This is a genomic window from Shewanella japonica, from assembly GCF_002075795.1.
In the GTDB taxonomy this organism is placed as follows: Bacteria; Pseudomonadota; Gammaproteobacteria; order Enterobacterales; family Shewanellaceae; genus Shewanella; species Shewanella japonica.
In genome coordinates, this window is the sequence record NZ_CP020472.1 from 4,018,252 (window position 1) to 4,032,757 (window position 14,506).

The 14,506-nt window shown below is 41.5% G+C and carries 13 protein-coding genes; 7 read left to right on the forward strand and 6 right to left on the reverse strand.

All coding sequences use genetic code 11. From position 1 onward, the window contains the following. Positions 1–54 precede the first annotated feature (54 nt). From yjjX to SJ2017_RS17255, 7 genes are all read left to right on the forward strand, one after another. Complete coding sequence (yjjX, locus tag SJ2017_RS17225; protein WP_080916608.1) at positions 55–681, forward strand: inosine/xanthosine triphosphatase; 627 nt, start codon at positions 55–57, stop codon at positions 679–681. A gap of 80 nt (positions 682–761) precedes the next feature. Then, a complete protein-coding gene (locus SJ2017_RS17230; protein WP_080916609.1) occupies positions 762–1,802 on the forward strand; it encodes an NADP(H)-dependent aldo-keto reductase in 1,041 nt (346 codons plus the stop codon). Between the two features lie 156 nt (positions 1,803–1,958). Beyond that, positions 1,959–3,182 (forward strand): cysteine desulfurase, encoded by a 1,224-nt coding sequence (locus tag SJ2017_RS17235; RefSeq protein WP_080916611.1) that lies wholly within the window; start codon positions 1,959–1,961, stop codon positions 3,180–3,182. 129 nt (positions 3,183–3,311) lie between these two features. Beyond that, a complete protein-coding gene (locus SJ2017_RS17240) occupies positions 3,312–3,719 on the forward strand; it encodes a SufE family protein (protein WP_225442282.1) in 408 nt (135 codons plus the stop codon). 40 nt (positions 3,720–3,759) lie between these two features. Further along, a complete protein-coding gene (locus SJ2017_RS17245; protein ID WP_080916614.1) occupies positions 3,760–4,935 on the forward strand; it encodes a membrane dipeptidase in 1,176 nt (391 codons plus the stop codon). Between the two features lie 757 nt (positions 4,936–5,692). After that, a complete protein-coding gene (locus SJ2017_RS17250) occupies positions 5,693–6,610 on the forward strand; it encodes an FAD:protein FMN transferase (protein WP_167692940.1) in 918 nt (305 codons plus the stop codon). Between the two features lie 28 nt (positions 6,611–6,638). Then, positions 6,639–7,829 carry a hypothetical protein gene (locus tag SJ2017_RS17255; RefSeq protein ID WP_080916616.1) on the forward strand — a complete coding sequence of 397 codons (1,191 nt, stop codon included), beginning with the start codon at positions 6,639–6,641 and terminating at the stop codon, positions 7,827–7,829. Positions 7,830–8,338: 509 nt separating this feature from the next. Here the strand turns inward: SJ2017_RS17255 and nqrF are convergent. From nqrF to SJ2017_RS17285, 6 genes are all read right to left on the reverse strand, one after another. Further along, positions 8,339–9,556, reverse strand: coding sequence for an NADH:ubiquinone reductase (Na(+)-transporting) subunit F (nqrF, locus tag SJ2017_RS17260; protein WP_080916617.1), 1,218 nt, complete (start codon positions 9,554–9,556; stop codon positions 8,339–8,341). Positions 9,557–9,632: 76 nt separating this feature from the next. Further along, positions 9,633–10,241 carry an NADH:ubiquinone reductase (Na(+)-transporting) subunit E gene (gene nqrE / locus SJ2017_RS17265; protein ID WP_055025195.1) on the reverse strand — a complete coding sequence of 203 codons (609 nt, stop codon included), beginning with the start codon at positions 10,239–10,241 and terminating at the stop codon, positions 9,633–9,635. 5 nt (positions 10,242–10,246) lie between these two features. Next, entirely contained in the window at positions 10,247–10,867 is a 621-nt protein-coding gene (locus tag SJ2017_RS17270; RefSeq protein WP_055025139.1) for an NADH:ubiquinone reductase (Na(+)-transporting) subunit D, read from the reverse strand. Further along, complete coding sequence (locus SJ2017_RS17275; RefSeq protein ID WP_055025138.1) at positions 10,864–11,637, reverse strand: Na(+)-translocating NADH-quinone reductase subunit C; 774 nt, start codon at positions 11,635–11,637, stop codon at positions 10,864–10,866. The genes SJ2017_RS17270 and SJ2017_RS17275 overlap by 4 nt, the downstream gene beginning before the upstream one ends. Then, positions 11,627–12,844 carry an NADH:ubiquinone reductase (Na(+)-transporting) subunit B gene (locus SJ2017_RS17280; protein ID WP_080916619.1) on the reverse strand — a complete coding sequence of 406 codons (1,218 nt, stop codon included), beginning with the start codon at positions 12,842–12,844 and terminating at the stop codon, positions 11,627–11,629. The genes SJ2017_RS17275 and SJ2017_RS17280 overlap by 11 nt, the downstream gene beginning before the upstream one ends. Continuing rightward, complete coding sequence (locus SJ2017_RS17285) at positions 12,844–14,205, reverse strand: Na(+)-translocating NADH-quinone reductase subunit A (protein ID WP_055025136.1); 1,362 nt, start codon at positions 14,203–14,205, stop codon at positions 12,844–12,846. Before SJ2017_RS17285 ends, SJ2017_RS17280 begins: the two co-directional genes overlap by 1 nt. Positions 14,206–14,506: the final 301 nt, after the last annotated feature.

Here is a 14,506-nt window from a genome sequence, read left to right on the forward strand (position 1 = left end):
TGCGCATCAGTGTAGCTTATGCCGCTACTAAAATAACTAATTGAATATAAAACTATGTCAAATCCTACTCAGCTTGAAACGCAGCCTCTGCATGATAAAAAATCAATTGGCGAGCAAACAATTGCACAACTGACCATTATTGTTGGTTCTAAAAATCCAGTAAAAGTGAATGCCGCCAAAGTCGCCTTCAGCCAATATTTCCCCCATCACCAAATACATTGCATTGGCAAACATGCTCCCTCTCTTGTTGCAGATCAACCCATGACCGAGCAAGAAACAAAACAGGGGGCAATTAATCGTGTTCAATTTTGCCAGTCTGAAGACTTAGCAAACACAATGGCAGAAACAAAAGCCGACTTTTACATCGCTATGGAAGGCGGGGTTGAGCATTTTGATCATGGCCCAGCCACCTTTGCCTATATGGCCATCATTCATCAGCAGCAAATATCTATTGGACGCAGTGCACTACTGCCATTACCAGCTCAAGTGTATCAATCATTACAACAAGGTGAAGAGCTTGGCCATGTGATGGATCGTTTATTTAATACTGACAACATCAAGCAAAAAGGTGGTGCAATTGGTCTGCTAACACAAGGGTTAGCAACACGAGAAAGTATTTATACCCAAGCCATTATTTTAGCAATGGCCCCCTTTATAAATGCCGAGATATTCAACAGTTAATTTGCTAACGGAATATCAAGCTTTTGTTTAACGCAAAAGCTTGATAACTTCAAAGTAACTGCATTCCATAGGAGAAATAAATGGAATATCAACGCATTCCTCATACCAGTCTTGATGTCAGTAAAATTTGCCTAGGCACAATGACCTGGGGAGAACAGAACTCACAACAAGATGCTTTTGAACAACTCGATTACGCCCTAAGTCGCGGTATTAACTTTATTGATACTGCCGAAATGTATCCCGTTCCGCCAAAAGCTGAATCTCAAGGCGAAACTGAACGAATTATTGGCCAATATTTATCTCAGCGTGGTAACCGCGATAACCTAGTGATTGCCACAAAAGTGTCTGCAGCCGGTGTTAAAAGCGACTTTATCCGCCCTAATATGGCGTTAGATTGGGTAAATATTCATCAAGCAGTTGATGCATCGCTTGAGCGATTACAGGTCGATACAATTGATTTGTATCAAGTACATTGGCCAGATAGAAATTGTAACTATTTCGGCGAGCTTTTATATAACCATGATGAAGAAGAACATCAAACGCCCATTCTTGAAACATTAGAAGCGTTAGCTGAAGTCGTTCGCCAAGGAAAAGTGCGTTATATCGGAGTATCAAATGAGACGCCTTGGGGGCTGATGCAATACCTTCGCCTTGCAGAGAAACACGACTTACCTCGAATCGTTAGCGTGCAAAATCCTTATAATTTACTGAATCGTAGTTTTGAAGTAGGAATGTCTGAAATTAGTCACCGAGAAGAGCTGCCTTTACTGGCATATTCACCGCTCGCTTTTGGTGCGCTAACCGGTAAATATGAAAATAACCAGTGGCCAGAAAAAGCCAGGCTGACCTTGTTCAAGCGATTTGCTCGCTACAATGCCACCCCAATGGCACTTGAAGCAACCCAAGCTTATATTGAGTTAGCTCGAGAGTTCAATCTAAGCCCAACAAAAATGTCACTGGCTTTTGTAAATAGTCGACGCTTTGTTGCCTCTAATATTATTGGCGCAACAACGCTAGATCAGCTTAAAGAAAACATCGACAGTCTTGATGTAACCCTTAGCCCTGAATTATTGGCAAGAATTGATGAATTGTCTTTATGCTACCGAATGCCTTGCCCTTAATAAACTGCTTAATCGTTCATGCTAGACTTGCAATAAGCGCCACTTTCTATGAAGATCGTGGCGTTTCTATTTAGGGCTTAGCCCAATTTCTATTTATCGACAATGCTTGAATCCGCGCGAGTTATTTAAGGTTGGCGTTAATAAAGTGAGTTTGCAATGACGAAAGCTTTTGAACATGATGCGATTAGAGCCCAATTTCCCACCCTGTCTCAACAGATTGATGGGCAAACGTTATGTTATCTAGATACTGCGGCGACGAGCCAAAAGCCTCAGTCCGTCATCAATGCTGTGAATCAGTATTATCAACTAAATAATGCCAATGTTCACCGCGCAGCTCATCAATTATCAGCTCGAGCAACGCGCGACTATGAGGCAGTACGTAGCCAAGTTCAAGGGTTTATCAATAGCAATCGAGTCGATGAAATCATCTTTACCCATGGAACTACTGAGTCAATCAATATGGTGGCGCATGGATTAACTGCACAATTTGATAAAGACGATATTATCTTGGTCGATACAGCCGCCCATCATGCCAATATTGTTCCGTGGCAACAACTGGCAAAGCAAACTGGCGCCATCATTAAGCCAATCCCACTCAATGATGATTTAACGATCGATGTTGATGCGTATGAGCAGTTGCTGTCATTAGCACCCAAATTAGTCGCCCTAACCCATGTGACTAATGCATTAGGCACAGTTAACCCGATCATAGAATTAACTCAAAAAGCCAAACAAGCAGGTGCCATCACCTTAGTTGATGGCGCGCAAGCCATCGCTCACTTTGCTATTGATGTTCAACAAATTGGTTGTGACTTTTATGTATTTTCAGGCCATAAAATGTATGGTCCAACAGGGGTTGGCATCCTCTATGGTCGCTACCAGATATTAGATACCTTAACCCCGATGTTAACGGGTGGCGAAATGATCAAAACGGTCAGCTTTAACGGTACGGAGTTTGGTAGTTTGCCTAACAAATTAGAAGCTGGCACCCCAGCTATTTCTGCCGTCATCGGTTTAGGCGCTGCAATTAGCTTTATGAGTGACTTACCCAGTGATTTGGTTGAGCAACATGAGCAAACTTTACTGCACTACTTACAACAACAACTGGATCAGTTGGGTGACATAAGCCTCTATGGCGCTGGTCCTAATAATGTTGGAGTTGTCGCTTTTAACCTTGCTGGCGAGCATCATCAAGATGTGGGCATATTACTCGATCAGCAAGGTATTGCTGTTCGGTGTGGCCACCATTGCGCCATGCCATTAATGCAGCATCTAAACCTTAAAGGCTGTTGTCGTGCATCCATTGGTTTATACAATAATAAGCAAGATATTGACCTATTTATCGATGCACTTCGTAAAGTTAAAGAATTACTGTTATAACTTAACCTTAACTCGCTTAAACCTTTACAGCTTAACCGTAATAGTATTTAGTCATTCCCATTGAGGCCTATTTTGAATCACGCAGCATCAGAAAACATACTCGTTGATACGCCAGATAAAAGCTGTTTTATACCATTAAATGACAAGGTTTCTCAGGCTGTTCTCGCCATACAACAGGCAACAAACTGGCAAGATAAATATCGCCAAATTATGCTGGTAGGTAAGGTACTTGCTCCATTAAATGAAACGTTTAAAGTAGAAGCCGCTCAAGTGAAAGGATGTGAAAGCCAAGCTTGGCTATATCACTATCAAGAAGCAGATAAACACTTTTTTTGTGCTGACAGCGATTCACGTATAGTTAAGGGTCTTATTGCTATACTGCTCGATGCGACTCACGGAAAGACCTCTGCTGAAATTACTTCATTTGATTTAGAGCGTTATTTTTCACATTTAGGGCTAAGTGGCCAATTAAGCCCGTCGCGTACCAATGGCGTAACCGCCTTAGCCAATGCTATAAAGCAATTTGCCGCAACATAATCAGCTTCACATGATTACAAGCGTCTAAAAAGGAAACCACATGACAACAAGCGCTTGTAACCAAAGCCGACAACAACTTCTCAAGGGCATTGCCGCCGCCGGTCTTCTCTGCCCGCTTTACAGCTCTTCTGTACTTGCGCAATCAAATAAGCGCCTTTATATCGATGGACTTAGTTTTCTTCCTGATAACCTTGATGATGTGCGCGCATCAAAACTAGATGCGTACATTTGTGATATTTCTGATATTGAAGCGATTACTCAGCCAGATGGCACCACAAACTATAAACGCAGTTATAAAGCCTGCATTGCCAGCATTAAAGAAGCTCAGCAACGGGTAATAGACAATCCAGATATTTTATTACAGGGTCTCAGTGGGCGTGATATTGCTAGCGCCAGGGCTGAAAAACGCACTGCGGTTTACTTTCAAATACAAGGTGCCGATTGTGTTGAAGATGATAACTTTTCAGGTGAAGGTCAGCAGTGGCAACGCTTGAATGAGTTTCATCAGCACGGATTACGGGTATTACAATTAACCCACCATTACGGAAATCGTTTTGCGGGCGGCGCATTAGATAATGACGGCAACCAAGGGTTAAACAAACCGCTAACTGATGACGGTAAACAGCTCATTAGTGCACTCAACCAGCGTAATATTCTTATTGATGTTAGTCATTCCAGTCCGCAAACCGCGTTAGATACAGCCAAAGCGAGCCAAATGCCCATAGTACAAAGTCACGGCGCAGTGCGCTCTATTGTAAATAATGCCCGCTGTTCACCTGATGAGGTTATCAGAGCCATTGCAGATACTGGCGGCGTATTTGGGGTATTTATGATGAGCTTTTGGCTAACTAACGATCCTGTGCCCACAATTGATGATTATGTACGTCAATTAGATAGAGTTGCCAGAATCGGCGGGGTGAACGCTGTTGCGATTGCCAATGATTATCCGCTGCGAGGTCAAGAAAACCTGTTAGCGTTAGATAACAATAACGAAGAAGGTGTAAAGCAATACCACGAATGGTGGCAAAGTTTAGCAGCAAAAAATGTCTTGGGTTTTGAGAACCTGCCTCAGCACGTCGTGATACCGGAACTGAACCATATAGACAGAATGAGTCGAATTGATGATGCCTTAGCTAAAGCTCGCTATAAATCTAGCGATCGTGACCGCTTTTTAGGAGGCAACTGGCAACGCGTGCTTAATCAGGTGTTGATCTAACCCCCTTAATCAATGTTCAAAAATGCGCTAATACATGCCTAATGCTGGGTTAGTCCCCAGCATCATCTCCCCCCCATTTTGCCTAATAGGCTATTTATTTTCTGACTAAATGACTAATAGGCTAAATAAGCAAATTTCTTTATTCCAAGAATCCCCATTTAGAATAACGTTAAAATAGCAACCCTCAACGTTAATAAAACGCGAGTTGAAACAGTCATCTATATTTTTTCCTTTCAAAAAGAATCTACTTTCAAATGCCTCTGTATTAATTATTAATAATTCTAAATATCAAAAACAATCATTTCATTTTTTGAAATTCATTTTATATTGCAACATTTTTCATTGATTTAAATAATAACAATAAAATTTCTACTTACATCACATTAATAGCAGTTTTTAATAGATTAAATATTGTTTGCTTTGATTTTTTATACCTAAACGATATAAAAAACAAACATGGTAAGGCATATAGCATCCTTTACTAATTTAACACTACAAAACATAGACCTAGCTCAAAAAACCACATAACAGAATGATGCAAAGCGCAAATTTAAACATCAAAAAAAGGATTTTCTGTGTATAAATTTACATAAAAATGACTGTCTCATATTCTAATAAAACAAAAGTTATTATTTACATAAAACTTGTTATGAATATGAATTCAAGTACTTTCAAAACAATCTTTGGGCTATTTTTATATAGCATTTTAATCACACAAGTTAATGCTCAAGAGATGAGAACTGTTCATGGAAAAACCATGGGCAATAAATATAAGGTCTCTTGGACAGCAGAAAAAATCACACCAGCTCATATGGCAAACATTCGAGCACAAATAGAAACTCGTCTCGAAAGCGTCAATCAATCAATGTCTACTTGGCGTGAAGATTCTGCAATCAGCCAAATTAACCAAACACCTAAAAATACGCCTATCACTATCAGTCGAGACATGAAATACGTCATGACAGAGGCACTGCGCATTGCTGAATTAACAAACCATACATTGGACGTAACCGTTGCGCCATTAGTTAATTTATGGGGGTTTGGGCCAGACGGTAAAGCAACCGAAGTCCCGACTCAAAAAGCCATCGACAATGCCAAGCAATACGTTGGGATCCAACATATTAAAATCGAAAACAATCAACTGACAAAAACAATTGATGGCTTAGAGATTGATCTGTCTTCAATTGCCAAAGGCTTTGGAGTCGATGTCATTGCCGATGTAATGGAGCTGAATGGTATTCACAATTACCTTGTCGATATCGGTGGTGAATTACGAATAAAAGGACTTAACGCTGAGCAACAAGCATGGAAAGTCGGAATCGATAAACCTTTTGCTTACTCAACCGGGCAAATGGAAATTATTAATCCAGGAAATGCAGCCGTCGCCACCTCGGGTGATTACCGTAAGTACTTCGAAAAAAACGGCCACCACTTCTCTCATTTAATTGATCCACGCTCAGGTAGACCCGTTGCTCACACTGTGGTTTCAGCCACAGTAATTGAAAAATATTCTATGACAGCAGATGCATTAGCAACAGCATTTATGGTGCTCTCTGTCGAAGAATCATTGGCTATCGCCAATGAACACCAAATCCCAATCATGATCATTGAGGATAAGTTTGGCAAGTTGATTACTCACCATTCTGAGAGCTTTAAAAAATATATAAAAGAATAGTTATCAAACTATTAATAGGGGAAAAACGATGAAAAAAACTTTTAAATTAAGCGTTCTTTGTATCGCTATGCTTGGCCTAACTGCGTGTAGTGATGATGACACTGATACGTCAGGTCTTGAAAATCAAATTGAGCAATTAGAAGCTCAAAACGCTGAGCTAAATACTAAAAATACAGAACTAACAGCAGCAAATGATTCTTTAGTAGAAGACAATGCTAATTTAGTGACTAAAGCGGATGAATTACAAACTAAGGCCGTTGGTTATATTTCTACTTTTGCACACCAATGTGCTGAAGAAGGTGTTAACTTTGATTATATCGACCCAAATGCACCTGCGGATGAAGAGCCACTTGTAGCGGCATTCGCTTCTGCAATGGCATCTGATGACTGTATGAGCTGCCATAACTATGAAGGTAGCGACCCTGCTAATGTTCCACATGGCGATTACGGTACTTGTAGTAACTGTCATGATAGCCCACATGAAGAAACTCCGCCGGTAGATCCAGGAGATCCACAAGATCCAACGTTCCCACAACCTGAGCCAGATGACACATTAGTCGATGGTAAAACAGGTGCATCAGGTTCGTTCTACTACGGCACTGGCTCATTCTTAAATGCCGATTACCTAGCTCAACGCTTAAATGGCAGCATTTACAACTACGAGTGGAAAGAAGTGTCAGATGGTAGCGGCGCTAAAACACTAAAAACAGCTTGTGGCCTTCAAAACCGTGAATACATGGCAGACATGTTCCCGAACGATGGTAAAGAATACCAATTAAGCGCAATTAAGAACCAAATGGGCGCTAAATTAGTCACTACAGTAAACAAGTTTACTGATGATGAAACAGCTGAAATGGTAGAGACACCAAACGTGGCGATTTTCGGCTATGGTATGAAGCTTGAAGACGACGGAAACTATTATGTTTCAATGAGTATCGGTAAAAACAATACTTGTTATAACGCTGTCACTGAAGGTGAAACTCGTTTAGCTTACTATGAATACTCTCCGATGCTTTCTGCCAAATTTGAGCGCAACATGGGTGCACGTATCTTAGGTACGATTGATTACGAGCGTACTGCACTTAAAGGCTTTGATTGGGTCACTGAAGTTCCTGGTCTAGGTGCTGGCGAAGACTTTACTCCATCAGATGTTGATTGGACAAAAGTAGGTGCATGTTCACTGGTTATTAAAGTTGATGGCATTATTCCACTAGGTTAATAACCCAAAGTAATACGATTACAATATATATCGTTACTGTAAGCGCTTCTGCCACTCCTCAGAAGCGCTTTTTTATGTGTACAAGTACGTGCTGAGCTTTTACCAACCACACTTTGTAGCCTCTTCACAGCGTCCTTAATTATTCACTCCCTGATACGCTATTAAATAGCATGTTGTTAAAAGCCATTTTGTAGTGGCTTTCAAACCGACAATTGAATCAACAGATCTATGCCAGAAACTCACGCAAGAGACTCATGCAAAAAAGTCATGCGAGAAACTCACGTAAAAACCTCATTCAAGAGACTCAACCGAAGTGCTATATCGAGGAACTACATTAAAAAGCTGTATTGAAGAACTTAAATGGAAGGCTTAAGTGAAAGGCTTAAATAAGAAGCTTAAGCAAATCCGATGTTACCCATTAGACATAATTATCACATTCAGCCAAGTATGAGACATAAAAAAGCTGAAACCTCAGTTTCAGCTTTTGATTTTACTTTGTAACTTAATGGTTAATCACCAAAGTCATCAAGTAGAATATTTTCTTCTTCAACACCTAAACTTTCTAGCATGTTAATGACAGAAGAGTTCATGATTGGAGGGCCACACATATAGAATTCACAATCTTCTGGGGCTTTGTGGTCTTTAAGGTAATTCTCAAGCAGCACCGTATGAATAAAGCCTGTGTAACCTTGCCAATTATCTTCCGGTAAAGGATCTGACAGTGCGACATGCCATTCAAAGTTATCATTTTCAGCTGCTAATGTATCAAAATCATCTTGATAGAAAATTTCTCTTGCAGAACGTGCACCATACCAGAATGACATCTTACGTTTGGTCTGCTTACTTTTAAGCTGATCAAAGATATGTGAACGCATGGGTGCCATACCAGCACCACCACCAATAAACACCATTTCAGCATCGGTCTCTTTAACAAAAAACTCACCAAATGGTCCTGAAATCGTGACTTTATCACCCGCTTTCAAATTAAAAATATACGAAGACATTTGCCCAGGTGGTAAATCATTTGTTGGCGGAGTAGCAATACGTACGTTCAACATAATGGTTCCCTTTTCATCAGGGTAGTTGGCCATTGAATACGCACGTAAAACATCTTCATCGACTTTTGATACTAAGCTAAATAGATCAAAACGCTCCCAGTCATCTCGATATTGATCAGGTATATCGAAATCAGCATATTTCACTTCGTGAGCTGGTGCTTCAATTTGAATGTAGCCTCCAGCTTTAAAGTGAACCTCTTCACCTTCAGGTACCTTTAACAGTAACTCTTTAATAAAGGTGGCTTGGTTATTGTTTGAGACGACTTCACATTGCCACTTTTTAACACCAAATATCTCTTCGTCTACTTCTAGTTCCATGTCAGTTCGCACAGCAACCTGACAAGCTAAACGACAACCTTCTTTAGCTTCTTTTTTAGTTATGTGGTCAAGTTCAGTAGCCAGAATATCTCCGCCACCAGACTTAACTGTCACACGACATTGGCCACATGTGCCACCACCGCCGCATGCAGACGGAATAAAAATATTCTGTCCAGCAAGGGCGCCTAACAATTTGTCACCAGCTGGAGTGCGAACACTCTTATCAGCCTCACCATTAATCCCAATGGTGACATCGCCAGTGTTAACTAACTTACTTTTGGCGAATAAAATTACCATTACCAGCAAACTTACCACGATGGTAAACATGCCTATGCCGATTGCCATTTCCATTAAATGTACCTTCTCAACAATGTGTCATTACTCAGAGAATTCGAGTTCACTTTTGTCACTATCTTTTTTGCCAGCATTACAGCGTGATACCAGCAAATGACATAAACCCTAGCGCCATTAATCCAGTGGTAATAAAGGTAATACCGATACCTTGTAAGCCAAGTGGAATCGCATGGAATTTCATCCGCTCACGTAAGCCCGCTAACAAGATAATCGCCATTGCCCAGCCCACAGCACTACCACCAGCAAAGACCATAGATTCAACTAAGTTGTAATCGCGGTTCGCCATAAAAATTACCCCAGCAAAAATGGCACAGTTTACTGTTAAAAGTGGTAAGAAAATCCCCAGAGACTGGTACAAGGTGGGAATATAGCGCTCTAAAAACATTTCCAAAATTTGTACTAACGCTGCAATAACCCCAATAAAGGTAATCAACTGTAAGTAACTAAGGTTTAACTCAGGAAAGCCAGCCCAAGCTAATGCACCTGGCGCAAGTACGTTAACGTATATGACCTGGTTTAACGGCACAGCCAGCATCATCACCACGATAACGGCAATCCCTAAACCGAAAGAAGTCGACACTTTCTTAGATACAGCAAGAAACGTACACATACCTAAGAAAAAAGACAGCGCCATATTGTCGATAAACGCAGCTTGAATAAATAAATTAATATAATGTTCCATTGCCATTACCCTCTCTTACGCTGCACAACATTGATGGCCCAAATCATCACGCCGATCAAAAAGAATGCGCTAGGCGGTAAGGTGAACATTTCATTTGCCAAATACCAACCACCGTTTTCAATGGTGGTAAATATTTCATGACCAAATAAGGTCCCACGCCCCAACAGTTCACGAACAAATGCGACACCCAGTAAGATAACGCCATATCCCATAGCATTACCGAGGGCATCAACCAAGGCGAGATGCGGTGGGTACTTCATCGCAAATGCTTCAGCACGTCCCATGATGATACAGTTAGTGATAATCAAGCTGACAAAAACAGATAACTGCTTAGACAACTCGTATGCCACATCTTGAAGTACCATGTCGACAATGATGACCAAAGAAGCAATCACAGTCATCTGCGCAATGATCCGCACACTGTTTGGGATAAAGTTGCGAATGGTCGAAATGATTAAGTTAGATGACACCAGTACAAATGTCACCGCAAGCGTCATCACTAATGCCGTTTGCATAGAGTTACTGACAGCTAGAGCAGAACAGACACCCAATACTTGCATCGCAACAGGGTTATTAGCAAAAATAGGCGATGTTAATATCTGCTTAGTAGAAATAGCACTACTCATGACTTAGCCTCCGCTTGAGCAAACTGCTTAAGAAAGGTTTGGAAACCTTCTACTCCAAACCAAAACTCAACCGCGCGCTGAATACCGACACCAGTTCGAGTCGCTCCACTCACGCCATCAACCCCATGAATGTCACCTTCTTTAGCGCCACCTTTGACGACCTTGATAGCAATCTTGCCTTGTTTATCAAATAGCTGTTTGCCTTTCCATAAGTCAGTCCATTGTGGATCGGTAACAAAGTCAGCAATACCAGGTGTTTCACCATGTTCGTAGAAAATGATATTTTCAACCGTATTCAAATCAGGCTTGACTGCTAAATAGCCATAAATCATCGACCATAAACCTTTGCCATATATAGGCATAACGACGCTCGATAAGCTGCCTGATTCATCTCGAACTTCAAAAATTCGGATGTTATCCGCACGAGTCTTAATCTTGGCGGTATCTTTTTTAGGCTTAGATGAACTATCAGGATTGATTGCCGCCATGCGGTCATCGAAATCAAGTAGGTTTTCTTGTGCGACATATTCACCAGAATCCAGATTCACCATCTTTGGTGTCACTCGCTCGGCAAAGAGTTCGCGAAAATCGCCATTACTGATATCAACATTGGCTGCGCGCAACACAAATTGCTGTATTTCATCTCGTTTTTTGGCCAACTTACGTTCTTTGAGAATTTCAGCGGTCCCGGTAATCATAAACGAACACACTAAACTCAAACTGATGATAAATATCATCGTGCCTGCGACAGTATCTTTCTTAAAGGCCATGACGTTTTAGTCTCCGTTTAATGTTGGCTTGAGCCACCAGATAATCGAATAGCGGTGCCCATAAATTCGCAAACAAAATCGCTAACATAATGCCTTCAGGAAGTTTTACGTTTAGTACTCGTATCAGCACAGTCATAAAACCAATTAATGCGCCGTAGGCATATTTGGCATTGCGCGTGTATGAAGCGGTCACAGGGTCCGTTGCCATAAACATCATCCCTAAGGCAAAGCCACCTGTCACAAGGTGCCATGTCCACGGCATTGCAGCGATAGAGTTTTTGCTAGGGCCAACAAGATTGAATAAAATCGCCGTGGCAATCATACCTAACAACACACCAGCGACCACTCGCCAATCAGCAACACGAGTCAGTAATAACACGCCACCACCAATCAAAATGGCTAAGGTGCTTGTTTCCCCAATCGAACCAGGAGTAAAGCCTAAAAAGGCATCCATCCATTTAGGATCTGACAGAGCACCTAACCAACTGACATCAGCGTAAAGGTTAGCGCGACTCGCTGCAGCTTCGGTTAATGTGGTAGCGCCAGCGAAGCCGTCTACCGCAACAAACTGACTAATTGCAGCCACTTGTGTCGGATATGCAAAATAAATAAAGGCGTAACCCGCTAAGGCAGGATTTAAGAAGTTATACCCCATGCCGCCAAACATCTCTTTCGCGACAATCACCCCAAAACACACGCCAATAGCAATAATCCACAACGGTGTTGAGACTGGCACAATAATCGAGAACAACAAGGCTGTGATGAAAAAGCCTTCGTGAAGTTCTTGCTTACGCATTTTGGCAAAAATCACTTCCCAAAATAAGCAAATGATTAATGTGGCGAGATAAATTGGTACATAGTAGCTGGCACCATAAGCAAACAAACTCAGTAAGCCTGATTCACTTGTCAGTTCTCCAAAAACCGCATTAAAAATAACTAATTGCCAACTATCAGGTTGAGTAGCACCTGCTGCTATGGCGATTTGAGCTTGAAGCCCTAAGTTGTACATGCCAAAAAGCAGCACAGGCAGTAAACACATACCCACAATGTGCATAGTACGTTTGACGTCAATAGCATCACGTACATGTACTTTACCCTTAGTGCTTCGGCCACGTGCAATCCATAAAGAGCGCAAATAGCTTTTCATCGAGTGCCCGTGAGCGTAATACTGCTCTTGCTTACCCGGTTTATTTTGTTGCTGACCCATTAACCTTCCCTCTCGATAATATCCAAGCAAGCACGTAACTCTTTACCGAAGTCATACTTTCCGGGACAAACAAAAGTGCATAACGCTAAGTCTTCTTCGTCTAATTCTAATGCGCCTAATAGCTGAGCTTCATCAGTATCACGAACCACTAAATCTCTGACGAGTAAGGTAGGTAAAATATCCAAAGGCATCACACGTGCTAATTGGCCAAACGCCATCATTGCCCGTGGTGAGCCCCCCGCATGAGTGGTGAAATCGAATAGCTTTTTCGTGCGGCTAAAACCCGACATCATAATGCCAGTAAGGGAGAACTTTTCTTTATTGCGTCTCACCCACGGCAAAAGCTCATGGCGAGCATTTTCAGTTAACACGCTAACTTGGGTGTGATAACGACCTAAGTAGTTATAAACCCCTACAGCAGTATGACCTGAGAGCACAGATCCCGACACGACTCGAGACTGAATATCTTTGATTTCTTTCTCTACCATTTCACCTAAATCGGCACCAAGCTGGGTACGAATCAATCGTGGGTTTAACACATTGGGGCCCGCTAACGCGACAACACGCTCGTTGAATAACTCACCAGTTTGAAATAGCTTGCCAAAAGCAATGACATCTTGGTAACCAATATGCCAAACCACATTTTCAATGTTTACAGGATGAAGAAAATGAATATGCGTGCCAACAAGACCTGCAGGATGTACCCCACCAAACTGGTGTGAATCTACTTGCTGAGCATCACTGCCGGGTAAACTCGCGCCTTCATCATGACAGAGCATGACTTTGCCATCAGTTAACCGAGACAGTACTTGTAAGCCTTGACTGAATGCTGCCTCATGCTCTGCAATCACAATGCGAGGATCCGCCGCTAACGGATTGGTATCCATCGCAGTGACAAAAATTGCACTCGGAGTTGCATCAAGGGCAGGAATACGTGAAAAAGGACGGGTGCGAAGTGCAGTCCACAAACCGCTATTGACGAGATTACTCTTTACCTTATCCCGAGATAAAGCCAGCACATCATCAGCAATGTCAAAACTCACCGACTCGTCGCCTTCACAGCGAATAACAACAGATAATAATACGCGTTTTTCACCGCGATTAATGCTGATGACTTCACCACTTGCTGGTGCTGTGAATTTTACTCCTGGTGTTTTTTTGTCTTCAAAAAGTACCTGGCCTTTTTTGACCATATCCCCTTCTTCAACCAGCATAGTCGGTTTTAAACCAACGTACTCTTCACCAAGAATTGCTACTCTCGACGTCGCTTTTATTGATTCGATGACTTGTTGCGGTTCCCCCGCGATAGGCACATCAAGGCCTCGTTTAATTGTTATAACCTGATTTGAGGATCCAGCCATTACTTGTAACCTTTAAAATTCAGATACCACATATTAAATAAATTTGTGAGCTAAATCCGCTATTGAAGTCACACCTTTTAAATATAATGTGAAATAAATGTACGACAAAAAACGAATTTGAGCTAAAACTTTGAACTGAGTCCGAGATAAAATTTCAATTATGAAACTAAAAAACGGCCCTATAAGCACAAAAACTCACCAAGCGCTGTTGATGTAGCACAACATACTACCAAACAACATAGACCTAGATCACAGTAAACTCAACAATATCTGTATGACAATGAAATGAAATTTCTTGGAG